14 protein-coding genes are annotated in these 17052 nt (G+C 72.0%); 3 read left to right on the top strand and 11 right to left on the bottom strand.

What is annotated here, in order from left to right:
* Nucleotides 1-96: 96 nt before the first annotated feature.
* The 6 genes from FEF34_RS14505 to FEF34_RS14530 form a co-directional block, all read right to left on the bottom strand.
* Nucleotides 97-1059 (bottom strand): ABC transporter substrate-binding protein, encoded by a 963-nt coding sequence (locus tag FEF34_RS14505; protein WP_138053573.1) that lies wholly within the window; start codon nucleotides 1057-1059, stop codon nucleotides 97-99.
* Between the two features lie 34 nt (nucleotides 1060-1093).
* A complete protein-coding gene (locus FEF34_RS14510; protein ID WP_138053574.1) occupies nucleotides 1094-3061 on the bottom strand; it encodes an ABC transporter permease in 1968 nt (655 codons plus the stop codon).
* Nucleotides 3062-3128: 67 nt separating this feature from the next.
* The gene (locus tag FEF34_RS14515) at nucleotides 3129-4253 is read right to left on the bottom strand and encodes a quaternary amine ABC transporter ATP-binding protein (protein WP_234042403.1); all 1125 of its coding nucleotides are present in this window, start codon (nucleotides 4251-4253) and stop codon (nucleotides 3129-3131) included.
* The gene (locus FEF34_RS14520; protein ID WP_138053575.1) at nucleotides 4250-5791 is read right to left on the bottom strand and encodes a GMC family oxidoreductase; all 1542 of its coding nucleotides are present in this window, start codon (nucleotides 5789-5791) and stop codon (nucleotides 4250-4252) included. Before FEF34_RS14520 ends, FEF34_RS14515 begins: the two co-directional genes overlap by 4 nt.
* A 27-nt stretch (nucleotides 5792-5818) precedes the next feature.
* The gene (locus FEF34_RS14525; protein WP_138053576.1) at nucleotides 5819-7300 is read right to left on the bottom strand and encodes an aldehyde dehydrogenase family protein; all 1482 of its coding nucleotides are present in this window, start codon (nucleotides 7298-7300) and stop codon (nucleotides 5819-5821) included.
* Nucleotides 7301-7938: 638 nt separating this feature from the next.
* Nucleotides 7939-8928: a malate dehydrogenase gene (locus tag FEF34_RS14530; RefSeq protein WP_138053577.1), complete on the bottom strand. Its 990-nt coding sequence runs from the start codon at nucleotides 8926-8928 to the stop codon at nucleotides 7939-7941.
* 65 nt (nucleotides 8929-8993) lie between these two features.
* Here FEF34_RS14530 and FEF34_RS14535 point away from each other — a divergent pair, with 65 nt between their 5' ends.
* The gene (locus tag FEF34_RS14535) at nucleotides 8994-9185 is read left to right on the top strand and encodes a hypothetical protein (RefSeq protein WP_171052955.1); all 192 of its coding nucleotides are present in this window, start codon (nucleotides 8994-8996) and stop codon (nucleotides 9183-9185) included.
* A 97-nt stretch (nucleotides 9186-9282) separates the two neighbouring features.
* Here FEF34_RS14535 and FEF34_RS14540 read toward each other — a convergent pair whose 3' ends face one another.
* The 3 genes from FEF34_RS14540 to FEF34_RS14550 form a co-directional block, all read right to left on the bottom strand.
* Entirely contained in the window at nucleotides 9283-10314 is a 1032-nt protein-coding gene (locus FEF34_RS14540; RefSeq protein ID WP_138053578.1) for an XRE family transcriptional regulator, read from the bottom strand.
* 381 nt (nucleotides 10315-10695) lie between these two features.
* The gene (locus tag FEF34_RS14545; RefSeq protein ID WP_138053579.1) at nucleotides 10696-11529 is read right to left on the bottom strand and encodes a DUF3017 domain-containing protein; all 834 of its coding nucleotides are present in this window, start codon (nucleotides 11527-11529) and stop codon (nucleotides 10696-10698) included.
* Nucleotides 11530-11534: 5 nt separating this feature from the next.
* Nucleotides 11535-12392 carry a bifunctional methylenetetrahydrofolate dehydrogenase/methenyltetrahydrofolate cyclohydrolase gene (locus FEF34_RS14550; RefSeq protein ID WP_138053580.1) on the bottom strand — a complete coding sequence of 286 codons (858 nt, stop codon included), beginning with the start codon at nucleotides 12390-12392 and terminating at the stop codon, nucleotides 11535-11537.
* A 353-nt stretch (nucleotides 12393-12745) separates the two neighbouring features.
* Between FEF34_RS14550 and FEF34_RS14555 the strand changes: the two genes are divergently transcribed.
* Nucleotides 12746-13327, top strand: coding sequence for a hypothetical protein (locus FEF34_RS14555; RefSeq protein ID WP_138053581.1), 582 nt, complete (start codon nucleotides 12746-12748; stop codon nucleotides 13325-13327).
* 147 nt (nucleotides 13328-13474) lie between these two features.
* Here the strand turns inward: FEF34_RS14555 and purH are convergent, their stop codons facing one another.
* Together purH and purN are read right to left on the bottom strand one after the other, a co-directional pair.
* Nucleotides 13475-15055 (bottom strand): bifunctional phosphoribosylaminoimidazolecarboxamide formyltransferase/IMP cyclohydrolase, encoded by a 1581-nt coding sequence (gene purH / locus FEF34_RS14560; protein ID WP_138053582.1) that lies wholly within the window; start codon nucleotides 15053-15055, stop codon nucleotides 13475-13477.
* Nucleotides 15042-15659 carry a phosphoribosylglycinamide formyltransferase gene (gene purN / locus FEF34_RS14565; RefSeq protein ID WP_138053583.1) on the bottom strand — a complete coding sequence of 206 codons (618 nt, stop codon included), beginning with the start codon at nucleotides 15657-15659 and terminating at the stop codon, nucleotides 15042-15044. Before purN ends, purH begins: the two co-directional genes overlap by 14 nt.
* A gap of 226 nt (nucleotides 15660-15885) precedes the next feature.
* Between purN and FEF34_RS14570 the strand changes: the two genes are divergently transcribed.
* Nucleotides 15886-16734: a hypothetical protein gene (locus FEF34_RS14570; protein WP_138053584.1), complete on the top strand. Its 849-nt coding sequence runs from the start codon at nucleotides 15886-15888 to the stop codon at nucleotides 16732-16734.
* Nucleotides 16735-17052: the final 318 nt, after the last annotated feature.

The raw sequence follows: 17052 nt of genomic DNA on the forward strand, positions 1-17052 counted from the left end.
AGCGCGCCCGGGCGCGGTGCGCGGCCCTGACGTGCAGGGGCCGCGCACCGCGCCCGGGGCCCGCCGACGCGGCCCGGGGGCCCCGTCGGTTCCGCGTCACTTCTTGGGGAGCCACGCCTTCCAGGTGGCCTCGTTCTCCTTCACCCACTTCTCGGCCGCGGCCTCCGGCGACATCTTCTCGCCGGCGATCATCAGCGCGACCTCGTTCTGCTGCTCGGTCGTCCACTTGAAGTTCTTCAGGAACTCGGCGGCCTCGCCGCCCTCCTTCGCGAAGTCCGCGTTGAGGAACTTCTGCAGCGGTGTGTTCGGGTAGGCGCACGCGACCTTCTCCGGGTCGGCGTCGCAGCCCTCCTTGTACTCCGGCAGCTTGACCTCGACCATGTCGATCTGGGCGTTCAGCCACTGCGGGGTCCACCAGTACGTGATGAAGGGCTTCTTCGCCGCCGCGTACTTCTTGATGGCCGTGATCTGCGCGGCCTCGGAGCCCGCGTACTTGGTCTTCAGGTCCAGCTTCAGGTTCTTGATGATCGCGTCGTCGTTGGTGACGTAGTCCGGCGAGCCCTCGAGCAGTTCGCCCTTGTCGCCGCTCTCCGCGGTCTGGAAGTCCTTGGCGTACTTGTTGAGGTTCTTCCAGTCCGTCACATCGGGGTGCTCGTCCGCGAAGTACTTGGGGACGAACCAGCCGATGTGCCCGGTGACGCCGAGGTCGCCGCCCTTGACGACGGTCTTCTTCGTGTCGACGTACTGCTTCTCCTCCTTGGGGTGGCCCCAGTCCTCGAGGATCGCGTCGATGTCGCCCTTGGAGAGCGCGTCCCAGGCGAGGACCTCGCCCATCTGCTGGGTCTTGACCTTGTAGCCGAGCTCCTTCTCGAGGATCTGCTTGGCCACGGCGACGTTCGCCTGGGCACCGACCCAGGACGGCACGGTCAGCTTGACGGTCTTGTCGCCGCCGGCCGTGTTGCTCTTGCCGGTCTCGGCGGCTCCGCAGGCGGTGAGGGAGAGGACGCCGAAGGCTCCGGCAACGGCCACGGCGGTACGGAAGGTTCTTACGGTGCGCATGGTGCTCCTGTCGAGTGTTCTGAGAGGGGTGGGGTCAACGGGGGGTGCGGGAGGTCCGCTGGGTGACGCGGTCCAGGACGAGCCCGAGGCAGACGATCGCGATTCCGGCCGTCATGCCGAGGCCCATCTCGCCCCGGGACAGGCCCTTGATCACGTCGTAGCCGAGCGCGCCTCCGCCGACGAGCCCGCCGACCACGACCACGGCGAGCACCAGCACCACGCCCTGGTTGACGGCGAGCTGCAGTGCGGGACGGGCCAGCGGCAGCTGGACGCCGAGGAGCTGCTGGCGCGTGGACGCGCCGAGCGAGCGGGACGCCTCCACGGCGGCCGGGTCGACCTCGCGCAGGCCCTGGGTGGTGATGCGCACGACGGCGGGAAGTGCGTACACGACGGCCGCGACGATCGCCGAGGTGCGGGTGGCGCCGAAGAGCGCGACGACCGGGATGAGGTACACGAACTGCGGCATCGTCTGCATGGCGTCCAGCAGCGGCCGCACCCATCGTTCGAGGCGTTTGGCGCGGGCGCACAGCACGCCCGCGAGGAAGCCGAGCACCAGTGTGAGCACCAGCGCGGCCAGCACCTGCGAGAGCGTGTTCAGGGACTTGGCCCAGACGCCGAGCACGCCGATGGCCGCCATCGCCGCGGTCGCGGTGACCGCGGAGACCCAGTTCCCGACGAGCCAGGCCGCGGCGGCGACCAGCAGCAGGACGGACCACCAGGGCAGCCAGACCAGCCCGTCCCGCAGGGGGTTGAGGACCCACAGGGTGAACTCGCGCGCCCAGACCTCGGTGAAGGTCAGGTTCGCGGTGATCCACTCCTGTGCCTTGTTGACGGGCGTGGAGATGTCGTACGTCCAGGTGTCGGGCCAGGTCGTGGTGCGCACGGCCGCCGCGGCGGCCACCGCGGCCGCCACCAGCGCCCAGGCCCGGCCGCCGTGCAGCCAGCTCCCGGCGGCGCCCGGTGTACCGGTGCCGTCGCCCGCGGCCGCCGTCGTGCGGTCCAGCCAGACCGCGATCAGCACGATCGGCAGCCCCGCGGCGAACGCCTTGCCGACGTCCGTGGTCGCCAGTGCCGAGTACACCTCCTCGCCGAGACCGCCGGCGCCGACGAGCGCGGCGATGACCACCATGGACAGCGCCATCATGATCGTCTGGTTGAGGCCGAGGAGCATCTGCCTGCGGGCGAGCGGCAGTCGCGCGGTCCACAGGCGCTGCCGGCCGTTCGCGCCGAGCGACACGGACGCCTCCAGCGCCGCCGGGTCGGCCCCGCGCAGTCCGAGCGCGGTGAGCCGGGCCATCGGCGGGGCGGCGTAGATGACGGTGCAGAACAGCGCGGCGGGCGTCCCCGTACCGAAGACGAGCACGAACGGCAGGAGGTACGCGAAGGCCGGCATCACCTGCATGGTGTCCAGCACCGGGCGCAGGGCCCGGTCCACCCGGTCGGAGAGACCCGCGGCGAGACCGATCAGCGCGCCCAGCACGGCCGCGATCGCCACGGACACCACCATCAGCGCGATGGTGAGCAGTGTCGCGTCCCACATCCCGAGCAGTCCGCAGACGGCGAACGCGCCGAACGCGGTCAGCGCGACGCGCAGCCCCCGCCGGCCCAGTCCGGCGGACCGCCAGGCGACGAGTACGGCGGCGGCCATGACACCGAGCCAGCCGAGGGCGTCGAGCCCCTGGTAGACCCCGTTGACGGCGTCCGTGGCGGTGTTGGACAGGTGCAGCAGGAAGTACAGGAAGAGTGGGTGGGTGTCGCGGTTGTCGACGACCCACTCGTTGGCCGCGTCGAGCGGCCCGGATATGTCGGCGGTCAGCCCGGCGGGCCAGCCACCGCCGCCGAGCAGGACGGCGCCGAGCACGAGGAGCACGGCGAGCACGCCGCCGCCCGCGAGCAGCTTGCGACGGCGCCGTACGGCGTCGCGCAGGCCGCCGGACTCCTCGGTCCGGGCCTCGCCCGCGGTGGGGCCCGCCTTGGAGACGGTGGTGACGGTGGCGCTCACCGGCCCCACCTCCCGGCGCCGGCGGCGGGTTCGCGCGCGGGGCGGCACCCCGCGTGGACGGCCTTTCTCATGCGGCCACCTCCTGCGCGGGAACGCCCGCGACGACCGCGAGGAGCGCGGCGTGGTCCACCACGCCCAGGCAGCGTCCGCCCTCGACGACGCGGACGGGGCCACCGGAGCGGGCGACCGCCTCGATCGCCTCGGAGACCGTCGCGCCCGGAGCGACCGCGGGCAGGTGCTCGGCCCCGGCCGGGTCGTCTGCGGGGCGCATGGCCGTGCGGACGGTCATGACCTGCTCGCGCGGTACGTCGCGGACGAAGTCCCGTACGTAGTCGTCGGCGGGCGAACCGACGATCTCCTCGGGGGTGCCGAGCTGGACGATGCGCCCGTCCCGCATCAGGGCGATCCGGTCGCCGAGGCGCAGCGCCTCGTTCAGGTCGTGGGTGATGAAGACCATCGTGCGGCCCTCCTCGCGGTGCAGCCGGATCACCTCCTCCTGCATGTCGCGGCGGATCAGCGGGTCGAGCGCGCTGAACGGCTCGTCGAAGAGCAGCACCTCGGGGTCGACGGCGAGGGCGCGGGCGAGGCCGACGCGCTGCTGCTGACCGCCGGAGAGCTGTCCCGGACGGCGTTCCTCCAGCCCGCCGAGGCCGACCTTGGCGACGACCTCGGCGGCCTTGGCGCGCCGTTCGGCCTTGCCCATGCCCTGGATCTCCAGCCCGTAGGCGACGTTGTCGAGGACGGTGCGGTGCGGCAGCAGGCCGAAGTGCTGGAAAACCATGGCGGCGCGGTGCCGGCGCAGCTCGCGCAGGCGTGCCTTGTCCATCGAGAGCACGTCCTCGCCGTCGATGGAGATCGAACCGGAGGTGGGTTCGATCAGCCGGGTCAGCGTGCGCACGAGCGTGGACTTGCCGGAGCCGGAGAGGCCCATGACGACGAAGACCTCGCCCTTGCGCACGTCGAATCCGACGTCCCGGACGGCGGCCGTGCAGCCGGTGCGCTCGCGCAGCTCGGCGGGGCTCAGCCCGGAGAGTTCGGCCGAAGCGGGCACGCGGTCGGCCTTGGGGCCGAACACCTTCCACAGGCCGCGCACCGCGAACACGGGCGGTTCCGGGTGCACCGCGCCGCTGTCGCCGGCGGTGCCGCCGGCCTCGGTGCCGGTGTCGGTCGTTTCCTTGGTGTCGCCGTTCATCGCGCCTCACTTCCCGTCGGCGTCAGCAGATCCGCACATTTCTCGCCGACCATCAGCACCCCGATCATCGGGTTGACGGCCGGCATGGTCGGGAAGACGGACGCGTCGGCGATCCGGATTCCTTCGAGCCCTCTGACCTTCAGGTCCGGGGCGACCACGGCCAGTTCGTCGGCGTGGGAACCCATCCGGCAGGTGCCGGCCGGGTGGTAGACCGTGTGCGCGACCTTGCGGGCGTACTCACTCAGCTCCTCGTCGCCGGTGACCTCCGGCCCCGGGCAGACCTCCCGCTTCAGCCAGCCGGCCAGCGGCTCGGACTTCGCGATCTCCCGGGCGATCCGGATGCCGTCGACGAGCGTCCGCCCGTCGTAGTCGTCCTCGTCGGTGAAGTAGCGGAAGTCCAGCGCGGGCTTGACCTCGGGGTCAGCGCTGGTCAGGTAGAGGCGGCCGCGGCTGCGCGGCTTGGGGATGTTGGGCGTCATCGACACGCCGTGCGCGGGCCGTTCGTAGCCCAGCCGCTCCGGGTTGTCCGTGAACGGGATCTGGTAGAAGTGGAACATCAGGTCGGGGCCGCGCTCGTCGTCGTCGCGGCGCACGAACAGACCGGCGTCCGAGTCCATCGCGGAGTTCTCCGGGATCGGCCCGTGGGTCTCCCAGACGATCACCGACTCGGGGTGGTCGAGCAGGTTCTCACCGACACCCGGCAGATCGTGGACCACGGGGATGCCGAGGGCCTCCAGATCGCCCTTGGGCCCGATGCCGGAGTGCATCAGCAGCCGCGGGGTGTCCACGGCCCCGGCGCAGACGATCACCTCGTGCCGCGCCCGGACCAGCCGCTCCTCGCCGTCCACGGTGCGGACGTGCACACCGCGGGCCCGGGTGCCGTCCAGCTCCAGCCGGTACGCCCAGGTCTCCAGCAGCAGGGTGAGGTTGGACCGTTCGTCCATCACCGGGTGGAGGTAGGCCACCGACGCCGACGAACGCTTGTTGTTCTCGGGGTGGTACGCGAGGTCGAAGAATCCGACGCCCTCGTGGAACGGCTTCTTGTTGAAGCCCTCGACGCGCGGTACGCCGAGCGCCGACTGGGCCGCCTCCACGAAGTCCCGGGCGATGGCGTTGCGGTCGGCCTCGTCGACCGGGACGACGTTGTTGAGCAGCCTGCCGAAGTACGGGTCCATCGCGGCGGCGTCCCAGCCGTCCGCCCCTGCCTCGGCCCATTCGTCCCAGTCGGACGGCAGCGGCTTGAACGCGATCAGCGTGTTGTGCGAGGAGCAGCCGCCGAGCACCCGGGCGCGGCTGTGTCGGATGTGGGAGTTGCCGCGCGGCTGCTCGGTGGTGGGGTAGTCGTAGTCGAGTTCCCCGCCGAGGAGGCCCATCCAGCGGCGCAGGGTGAGGACGTCCTCGCGGTCCACGTCGCTCGGGCCGCCCTCGATGACGGCCACGGTGACATCCGGGTCCTCCGTCAGACGGGAGGCGATCACCGATCCTGCGGTGCCGCCCCCGACGACGACATAGTCGTACTCGTAGTCGTGCTCGGTCATGGTGGTGGTTGCTCCTGCTCGCCGTGGTCAGCCCGCGAACCAGCGCACGGGGCGCGGGGCGAGGTTCTGATAGATGTGCTTGGTCTCGCGGTACTCGGCGAGCCCGGCCGGGCCGAGCTCCCGGCCGATGCCGGACTTGCCGAATCCGCCCCACTCCGCCTGAGGCAGGTACGGGTGGAAGTCGTTGATCCAGACGGTGCCGTGGCGCAGCCGTGCGGCCACCCGCCGGGCCCGTCCGGCGTCGCCGCTCCAGACGCCGCCGGCGAGCCCGTACTCGGTGTCGTTGGCGAGCGCGACGGCCTCGTCCTCGGTACGGAAGGTCTCGACGGTGAGGACCGGGCCGAAGACCTCCTCGCGCACGACGCGCATGGTGCGGTCGCAGCGGTCGAGGACGGTCGGCCGGTAGAAGTACCCGGGCCCGTCGGGGCGCTTGCCGCCGGCGCGCAGCACCGCCCCCTCGGCGAGTGCGGAGGCCACGTACTCCTCGGTCTTCGCCAGCTGCTGCGCGGATACGAGCGGTCCGCACTCGACGCCGTCGTCCGTGCCGCGGCCGAGCCGGATCAGTTCGGCTCGGCGGGCGAGCTCGGCGACGAAACGGTCGCGGAGGGACTCCTCGACGATGAGGCGCGAGCCGGCGGAGCAGACCTGGCCACTGTGGATGAACGCGGCGTTCAGCGCCTGGTCGACGGCGGTGTCGAAGGCCTCGTCGTCCGTGCAGGCGTCGGCGAACACCACGTTGGGGTTCTTTCCGCCGAGCTCCAGGGCGACCTTCTTGACGCTGTCGGCGGCGGCCCGCATGACCTTGGTGCCGCTGGCGAGCCCGCCGGTGAAGGAGACGAGGTCGACGTCGGGGTGCTCCGCGAGGCGGGCGCCGACCGGGTCGCCGGGGCCGGTGACGAGGTTGGCGACGCCGTCCGGGAGCCCGGCCTCCGACAGCAGCCGGATCAGGGCGACGGTGCTCAGCGGGGTGATCTCGCTCGGCTTGACGACGAAGGTGTTGCCGGCCGCCAGGGCGGGCGCGATCTTCCAGCTCGCCTGCAGCAGCGGGTAGTTCCACGGCGTGATCAGACCGCACACGCCGACCGGCTCGTGCACGACCACGCTGTGGACGTCCGGCGAGCCGGCGTCCACGACCCGGCCGTTCTCGTTGACGACGAGATCGGCGAAGTAACGGAAGGCGTCGGCGACGCAGTCGACGTCGACGCGGCCTTCCTCCACGGTCTTTCCGGCGTCGCGGCTCTCCAGACGCCCGAGTTCCTCGCGGTCCCGCTCCAGCAGTCCGGCGACCCGGCGCAGCAGCGCCGCCCGCTCGGCCACCGGCGTACGGGGCCACTCCCCCTCGTCGAACGCCTGGCGCGCGGCGGCGATCGCGGCGTCGGTGTCCTCGGCCCCGCCTTCCGCCACGACCGCGAAGGGCGTGGCGTCAGCGGGGTCGAGGATCTCGCGCGTGGCGCCGGAGACGGCTTTGCGCCATTCCCCGGCCACGTGGATGGTCAGTTGTGCCGACACGTCGCGTTTGGCCTTCCATTCCCGTTATGTCTCTCACCAGCAAGGACTGGCGAGCGGATCGCCTGCCCCGGAGGGGGGAAAGCATGCGTGACGGGTGGCCGGAAGTAACGCGTGTCACTCTCCGGGGCAGATCTCCGTCCGGCTCGTCACGGACGGTGAGCCGGGGTACCGGGAGGGCATCGCCCGGTGGACGCACCCCCGCGCCCACGGACCGGGACCGCCTCCGACCACTCTTGACTTCCGTCAAATCGGGAGGAAACTGTTCTTTACACCAGACAACCGCAGAGAGCCGCACTCCCTCGGAAGAGACGTCTTGCCGAAGGGCGTGACCCCCTCGGCTCTGGCTAGGCCCCCGGCGAGAAGAGCGAGGACCAGCGGGACCAGCGACGACCGGTCCGCAGGAAATCGTCCGGATCACCGGGGACTGTTCTGTTCCGGGGCTTTCTCCCGGGCCGGCTCCCGGCCACGGCTGCCGTTTCCGGATGACCGCCGGCCGCCGGCCGCCGAGCACACACTGCCGCCGCCGGACACCGCGGCCCGCTTGCGGGGCCGGTCCGGCGCGGACGGTAACGGAAAACGCCTGTGGGGCGCCGCGCGATCGCGCGGCGCCCCACAGGCGCTCGAACGGGTACCGGACGTCAGATGAGACCGAGGCCGCGGACCGCCTCGCGCTCCTCCTCCAGCTCCTTCACCGACGCGTCGATGCGGGAGCGGGAGAACTCGTTGACGTCCAGGCCCTGGACGATCTCGTACGTGCCGCCCTTGCAGGTGACCGGGAAGGAGGAGATCAGGCCCTCCGGGACGCCGTAGGAACCGTCCGACGGGATGCCCATGGAGGTCCAGTCGCCCTCGGCCGTGCCGTTCACCCAGGTGTGGATGTGGTCGATCGCGGCGTTCGCGGCGGAGGCGGCCGAGGAGGCGCCGCGGGCCTCGATGATCGCGGCACCGCGCTTGGCGACGGTCGGGATGAAGGTGTCCGCCAGCCACGCCTGGTCGTCGATGACCTCCGCGGCGTTCTTGCCCGCGATCTCCGCGTGGAAGACGTCCGGGTACTGGGTCGCGGAGTGGTTGCCCCAGATGGTGAGGCGCTTGATCTCGGAGACCGGGGCGCCGGTCTTGGCGGCCAGCTGCGACAGCGCGCGGTTGTGGTCGAGGCGGGTCATCGCGGTGAAGCGCTCGGCCGGCACGTCCGGGGCGGCGGCCTGCGCGATGAGCGCGTTCGTGTTGGCCGGGTTGCCCACGACGAGGACCTTGATGTCGTCCGCGGCACGGTCGTTGATGGCCTTGCCCTGCGGCTTGAAGATGCCGCCGTTGGCCTCCAGCAGGTCACCGCGCTCCATGCCCTTGGTGCGCGGCCGGGCGCCGACGAGCAGCGCCACGTTGGCACCGTCGAAGGCGACGTTCGGGTCGTCGGTGATGTCGATGCCCTGCAGCAGCGGGAAGGCGCAGTCGTCGAGCTCCATCGCCGTGCCCTCGGCGGCCTTCAGTCCCTGCGGGATCTCGAGGAGGCGGAGCCTGACCGGCACGTCCGCGCCGAGCAGTTGGCCCGAGGCGATGCGGAAGAGCAGCGCGTAGCCGATCTGGCCGGCGGCGCCGGTGACGGTGACATTCACGGGAGTGCGGGTCATGGCGATCTCCGTAAGACAGCTGGCGGTGGGGCTCCCTGCCCCAGGTGCTGGATACCTCCACCGTAGTGATCGGCACCGCCGCGATCGGCGTGATCGGCGTGATCGGCGTGATCGGCGTGATCGGCGTGATCGGCGTGATCGACGTGATCGACGTGATCGACGTGATCGACGTGATCGACGTGATCGACGTGATCGACGTGATCGACGTGATCGACGTGTACGGTGCCGATCGGCACCGACGGCACCGATCGCGGTGATCGATCTCTCGACGTGAAGAGATATCCAGCGGTCAGGCTATCCGACCCGGGCCACCCGGAACCCCCGGACCCTTGTGGTGCGGCTCACTGGAGCGGGCTACTGCTCCGCCGTGCAGCCCTCCGTGCCGGTCGTCAGCGTGGCGCACGCGTTCGCCTCGGACTCCGCGGCCACGGCGACCATCGGGGTGTAGGCGTCCTTGTCCGCGTTGACGAGTCCGTCCTCGCTTTCCCCGCCGGCGCTTATCCGCACCTTGTCGCCCGGTGTGGCCTGGGTGATCCGCGCCCAGGCGGCACCGCAGGTCCTGCTGTAGCGCACCTCGACGACGGCGGTGCCGACGGTCGCCCGGGAAGCGGTCGTGGCGAACTGCCCGCCGCACCCCATGTTCTCGGGGTCCTGGCCCGTGCAGTCCGCGCCTGCGCACTTCACGCCCGCGGGCAGCTCCGGCGCCTGCGTCGTCGGGGCCGCGGAGGGCGGCTTGGCCACGTCGCCGCCCGACTCGTCGCCGCCACCGCCGAGGTCGGTCAGCAGCACCGCTGCCGCGATCACCAGCAGCGCACCGACGAGCCCGGCCACGAAAACCGTCGTACCGCGCCGTCCCTTCCTCCGGCCCGGACCGCCCGGCGAGGCGGGGGCACCGGAGTACGAGGGCCCCGACGGTTTCCCGGCCCGTCCCGGCCCGCTGCCGGGCCGGGCGGGCACGTGGGGCCGGTCGCGCGGGCCGTCGCCGTCGGGCGCTGCGGTGGTCAGTCCGCCGGCGCGGCCGTCCGGGGCCGCCGGCCCGTTCGGTCCGGACTCGCCCAGCGCGGCCCGCGCCTGGGATATCCGGATGGCCTCCATCGTCATGTCGTGGCGCATCTCGGCACGGCTCCAGGCGCGCTCGGCCAGCTCCCACATGGTCGTGAGGTGTACCGGATTGGTGCCGGTCACCTCCGCGAGCGCGACGATCGCGCGCTTGGGGGCGAGCAGCCGTCCGTTGAGAAAGCGCTCCCATGACGTCTTGCTGTAGCCGGTCCGGTCAGCGACCGCTGCGATGCTCAGCCCGCTGCGGTCGACGAGCCTGCGCAGTTGGCTCGCGAACTCCCGCACCTGCGGATCGAGTTCTTCCGGTAGCGCCTTCCAACGAGGCATTGCCTCCCCCTTGTCCCCCGAGTACGTGCCTGATGTGCCCCGCGCAGTGGTGCCCCCCGCCACACCTCCGGGTCCGCGTCGCGTGGACTACCCGGAGGGATGCGCGAAGCCAGGATGACAGTTCCTGGCGCCGGGGCGCACGGGGGCGTTCGGGACGATGCCGTACCCCGCGTGCGCCGCCGTTCCGAAAGCCGGCCTCAGTCTCGCATCCGTTGCTCGGCCATCACACCATGGCGGAACGGTCACTTCCGTGCCACAGGCTCCCGCGCTCCCTTGTGGCCGTTTGGCGCGTGCATGACCCTGGACCAGGCGACGGCGCCCGTCCTCCTCGGGGGAGGGGACGGCCGCCCTCGCCCACGGGGGCCGGGCCGACGGAGCCCGCTACCGCACGGTGAAGCGGACCGCTTCCTCCAGGAACGGGATCTCCAGCCACGGCTGCGGCTGGACCATCAGGGCGAGCAGCACGATGACGGTGCCGAGGAGCCCGTACGTGACCATGTCGGTGAAGCGCGAGCGCACCGCCAGCATGCCCACGGACGGCAGCACCCGCCGCAGTACCGTGCCGGTCAGCAGCGCGACTCCGACGAGCATCGTGCCGATCCTGAACGCCTGCTCGAACGGGTCCGTGCCGACGATCAGCAGACCGAGCGCCGCAAGCCCGAGGACCGTCAGCAGCGGCCACTGGCGCGCGGGCGCCGGAGCGTCACCGGGGGCGGCGCGTCCGCCGCCCTCCGGACGCGCGGTGTCCCGGGTGACGGCGGGCGGGCGACGCGACCTGCTCGTGGCCCGCCCGCCCGCGCCGGCCGGGTCCTCCGCCGGCTCCTGACGGGTGTCGTTCGACGGCCCTTCCCCGGTGGCAGCGGCCTCGCCTCCGGTCGCCGTCCGGTCCGCTCGGTCGGCGACGTCGGTCGAGCCGTTCGCAGAACCGTTCGGCGCGACCCGGTCCGCGGCAGGGGCGGAGCGGTCCGGTGCACCGCGGTCGCGCCGGACGGCGCCCTCGCCGTTCAGCGGTGCGGGCTCGCCCTCCGCTTCGGGCCGGGTGCCGTTCGAGCCGGGTGCCGACCGGTCCGTACGCTCGGCGCCGTTCGCCGGCGGGGCCGTACCGGGCGTGCCCGGGGCACCCGCCGGCTCGTCCTGCGGGCCGCGGGACGAGCCGTTCGCGCGGGCCGGCCGGCGGCCGGCCGCGGAGTCCGTCTGGTTGTCCGGGGTGTCCATGGATCTCAGATCGCGGCTGCGAGCTCGGCCGCCTCGACGACGTTGACGAGGAGCATGGCGCGGGTCATCGGGCCGACACCGCCCGGGTTCGGCGAGAGCCAGCCGGCGACCTGCGCCACGTCCGGGTGGACGTCTCCGACGATCTTCCCGTTGCCGTCGCGGCTGACGCCGACGTCCAGCACGGCGGCGCCCGGCTTGACGTCCTCGGGACGAACCAGGTGGGCCGAGCCCGCAGCGGCCACGATGATGTCGGCCTGCCGCAGATGCGAGGAGAGGTCCCGCGTACCGGTGTGGCACTGGGTGACCGTGGAGTTCTCGGAGCGGCGGGTCAGCATCAGCGGCAGGGAACGCCCGATGGTGGTGCCGCGGCCCACGACGACGACGTGCGCGCCCTTCAGCTCCACCCCGTACCGGCGCAGCAGCCGGATCACGCCGTTCGGCGTGCACGGCAGCGGGGCGGGCTCGTTCAGCACCAGACGGCCCAGGTTCATCGGGTGCAGGCCGTCCGCGTCCTTCGACGGGTCGATCAGCTCCAGCACCCGGTTCTCGTCGATGCCCTTCGGGAGGGGCAGCTGCACGATGTAACCGGTGCACTCCGGGTTCTCGTTCAGCTCGCGGACGACCGCCTCGATCTCCTCCTGCGTGGCGGTCTCCGGCAGTTCGCGCTGGATGGAGGCGATGCCCACCTCCGCACAGTCACGGTGCTTGCCGGCCACGTACTTCCGGCTGCCGACGTCGTCCCCGACCAGGACGGTCCCGAGGCCGGGCGTGGACCCCTTGGCCTTGAGCGCCGCCACGCGGGCGGCCAGTTCGGACTTGATCTCGGCCGCGGTGGCCTTGCCATCGAGAATCTGGGCGGTCATACCCCCATCCTCGCGGATGACCCCGCCCCGGTTCCAATCAGGTTCGGCTCGGGCCGCCGTGCTCCGCCGTCCCCCGCGCCGCCGCCCCCGCTGCGGAGGAGTTCGCACCGAGGAGTTCGCACCGGCCATCCCCGGAATCCTCCCGGCATGCCGCCGCACGGTTCGCCGAGCGGCACACGAGGTTGCACTTGCACAACACATCGGCATATCGACTGGACAAAAAGTCGACGGTAATACGACGATGAGCCGCGCAGTATCGCGGGCAGTGTCGGGGGGCAGCCGCTTAGTCACATATGACGTTCCTCCGTCAGGACCGCGTCGTCCCCGCAGAACCCCGACGGAGGAAACCCGCCATGAGCTTCGGCGACCCGAACAACCCGTACGGCCAGCAGCAGCAGGGCCAGCCGGGCTACGGCTACCCGCAGGGCCAGCAGCAGCCCCAGCCCGGTTACGGCTACCCCCAGGCCCCGCCCGTCCAGCCCTACGGTGGCGGTTATCCCGGCGCCCCCATGTCCATGCCCGGCCTGATGCAGACCGCCCGCGTCCTGCTCTTCATCGTCGCCGGTCTGCAGATCATCGTCGGCATCATCGCCGCCGTCGCGATCGCCGCGGCCCAGGACGTGGCCGACTCCGTGGGAGCGGGCGATCAGACCGGCCCGCTCGCCGGTCTCGGGTTCATCGTCGTCCTGATCCTCCTGGCCTTCGCGGCCTGGGCGATCGTCCTGGGTGTCAAGTTCGCCAAGGGCGGCAACGGTGTGCGGGTGACGACCATCGTCTACGCCGCGCTCTTCATCCTGGGCAGCCTCACCAACTTCGCGGGCGGCGAGACGAGCTCCGCGGTCGGCGGCGTCATCGGTCTGGCGATCGGCGGCATCATCCTCGCCGCGATGGTCAACGGCAGCGCCTCCGCGTGGTTCAACCGCCCGCGCTACTGATGCCCCTCCGGTCCGGAGGACCGAACCGGTCCGTCCCGGGCGCCCGGTCTGCACCCACGAAGGCCGTAACCCCCGCCGCTGAGCGGGCGTTACGGCCTTCGGCCTGTCATGTCTGCGGCAGGCGAGACGGTGGGTCGCCGGGACCCCTCAGTGGAAGAAGTGACGCGTGCCCGTGAAGTACATCGTCACGCCGGCCTTGCGCGCCGCCTCGACGACCTGCTCGTCACGGACCGAACCGCCCGGCTGGACGACGGCCTTGACACCGGCGCCGGTCAGGATCTCCAGTCCGTCGGGGAACGGGAAGAACGCGTCGGAGGCGGCGTAGGACCCGGCCGCCCGCTCCGCGCCCGCACGCTCGACGGCGAGCTTCGCGGAGTCGACCCGGTTGACCTGGCCCATGCCGACACCCACGCTCGCGCCGTCCTTGGCGAGGAGGATCGCGTTGGACTTCACCGCGCGGCAGGCCCGCCAGGCGAAGGCGAGTTCGGCGAGCTCGTCCGCGGACAGCGCCTCGCCCGTGGCCAGGGTCCAGCCGGCCGGGTCGTCGCCGTCGGCCTGGAGCCGGTCGGCGACCTGGAGCAGCGCGCCCCCGTCGATCGGCTTGACCTCCAGCGGCGCTGACGGGGCGTCGGGGCAGCGCAGCACGCGGATGTTCTTCTTGCGGGCCAGCACCTCGAGGGCGCCGTCCTCGTAGTCCGGGGCCACGATGACCTCGGTGAAGATGTCGGCGACCTGCTCGGCCATCGCCACCGGCACCGGGCGGTTGACCGCGATCACCCCGCCGAACGCGGACAGCGGGTCACAGGCGTGAGCCTTGCGGTGCGCCTCGGCGACGTCCGCGCCGATCGCGATGCCGCACGGGTTGGCGTGCTTGATGATGGCCACGCACGGCTCGGCGTGGTCGTACGCGGCACGGCGGGCGGCCTCCGTGTCCGTGTAGTTGTTGAACGACATCTCCTTGCCGTGCAGTTGTTCGGCCTGGGCGAGCCCGCCGCCCTCCTCGGTGACGTACAGCGCGGCGTTCTGGTGCGGGTTCTCGCCGTAGCGCAGGACGTTGGAGCGCCGGTACGCGGCGCCGAGGAAGTCGGGGAGAACGCCCGTGGCGGAACTGCCGTCGGACGCGGCGTCGGCCGGGGCGTACGACGAGGCGAACCAGGACGCGACGGCCACGTCGTAGGCGGCCGTGTGCTGGAACGCCTCGGCGGCCAGGCGCTTGCGCGCGGCGAGGTCGAAGCCGCCGGAGGCGGCCGCGGTGAGCACGTCGGCGTAGCGCGCCGGGCTGGTGACGATGGCGACCGAGGGGTGGTTCTTGGCTGCGGCGCGGACCATCGACGGGCCGCCGATGTCGATCTGTTCGACGCACTCGTCGGGGCTCGCTCCCGAGGCGACGGTCTCCCGGAACGGGTACAGGTTGACGACCACCAGGTCGAACGGCTCCACGCCGAGCTCCGCGAGCTGCTCGCGGTGTGCGTCGAGACGGAGGTCGGCGAGGATTCCGGCGTGCACGCGAGGGTGCAGCGTCTTGACGCGGCCGTCCAGACACTCGGGGAAGCCGGTCAGTTCCTCGACCTTGGTCACCGGGACCCCGGCCGCGGCGATCCTCCCCGCGGTGGAACCGGTGGAGACGAGCTCGACGCCGGCCTCGTGGAGCCCCCGGGCGAGCTCCTCCAGCCCCGTCTTGTCGTAGACACTGATCAACGCGCGACGGATGGGCTTATTCACCGACATGAACCTTTCGTCCCTCAATGCGGTAGCCGTTACGGGCCAGACGCCCCACGACCTCGGCGAGCAGCTGGCGCTCGACTTCCTTGATGCGCTCGTGCAGAGCGGCTTCGTCGTCCTCGTTGCGGACCTCGACCACGCCCTGGGCGATGATCGGCCCCGTGTCGACGCCGTCGTCGACGAAGTGGACGGTGCACCCGGTGACCTTCACCCCGTAGGCGAGCGCGTCGCGCACACCGTGGGCACCGGGAAAGCTGGGCAGCAGAGCGGGGTGCGTGTTCACGAACCGGCCGCCGAACCGGGCGAGGAAGTCCTTGCCGACGATCTTCATAAAGCCGGCCGAGACGACGAGATCGGGCTCGTACGCGGCCGTGGCCCCGGTCAGCGCGCGGTCCCACTCCTCACGGGTCGCATGGTCCTTGACCTTGCACACGAAGGTGGGAATCCCGGCCGCGCGGGCCCGCTCGAGGCCGGCGATGCCGTCCCGGTCCGCACCCACGGCGACGATCCGGGCACCGAAGCCCTCGGGATCGTCGCCGATGGCGTCGAGCAGCGCCTGGAAGTTGGTGCCGGATCCGGAGACCAGGACGACGAGGCGGGCGGCAGCCACAAGGGACTCTTTTCGCGTTGCGGTTCGTATTTGTATGGTCGTACGAATGAAACGAGTCCGGCGATAGGGGAACTCTACGAAGCCGTCGACCGTCAGCAACGATACCGGCACACCGAGCGGCCCCCGCGGGACGGGGGCTGGGCCGGGAGGTAGCGTCTGGGGGCAGGGCCCGTCCCAGACGGAGTGCCCGCCTACCCAGGTACAAGAGGGGAAGACGTTCACCACCATGCCGGACCGACGCCGCCGCACGGCACTCCGCCTCCCGCTCGCCGCCGAGCGGGGCTCCCTGCTGCTGCGGGATCGCCAGTCCACGGAGCCCACGGAGTCGCCCAAGGACGAGAGCAATCCGTTCGCACCTCCGCCGGAGGGCTCGCCGGACCGGCCGTGGCAGCCGCGGCACGGGGCGGGGGACGACTCCTCGGGCGGGGACGGGCACGGCCCCGATGACGAGGGCGAACGGGAGGACGGGCGTACGCCCTGGGGCAGCCAGTGGAGCAGCCGCCAGCCGGGCCGCTCCCAGGGCGGCTTCGGCGGCCGGCCGGGCAACCAGGGCGGAGGCGACGACCAGGGCGGAGGGGGCGGTCAGGGCGGCCAGGGCGGAGGGGGCGGCCCGGAAGGCGGCCCCGGCCAGGGCACCGGCCTGCGCTGGGACCCGACGGACCCGGTCCAGCGCCGCGCCCGGTACGCGCTGCTCGGCGGTATGTGGGCGTTCTTCTTCGCCCTGTTCGACTTCCCCGAGATCGCCCTCCTTCTCGGGGCCCTGGCGATCTACTGGGGCGGCAGCTCGCTGCGCTCCAAGTCCCGGCGCACGGCGCCGGGCGACGCGTCGGCCGCGACGGCCCCGTCCCCCCGGGCCCCCGGGCAGCCCGCGGGCCGGCCGCAGGTCACGGCCGCGGTGAGCGGGTTGGTGATGGCCGGGATCGCACTCACGATCGTGGCGATGACGTTCACGATGCAGCTGGTGTACCGCGACTTCTACACATGCGTTGCGGACTCTCTGACGAAGGCCGGCCAGATCTCCTGCAACGAGCGCCTTCCGGAACCGCTGCGCGGCGTCATCGGCGTCAGGGAGTAGCCGCCTCGGAGGCAGGGCGCGAGGGGCGCGAGCGGCGGCCCTCCCGGACGAGTGCGTACCCGCCGGCCAGGTCGTTCGTCGCCGCCCCGGCAACGGCCACGGGTCGCCGGACGGCGTCACACGGCCGCCCCGCACGGGGCGTGCGGGCGGCCTTCGCTCTGTACGGGACGTGCGGGCGGCCTTCGCTCTGTACGGGACGTGCGGGGCGGCCTTCACTCCGTACTGGCAGCCGCGGGGCGGCGGCACCCTCCGGCAACCCCGGCTCGGCAGACGGATCCGACGGCACCGAACCATCGCCCCCCGCCTCCCACCACCACC

The organism is Streptomyces marianii (assembly GCF_005795905.1).
GTDB lineage: Bacteria > Actinomycetota > Actinomycetes > Streptomycetales > Streptomycetaceae > Streptomyces > Streptomyces marianii.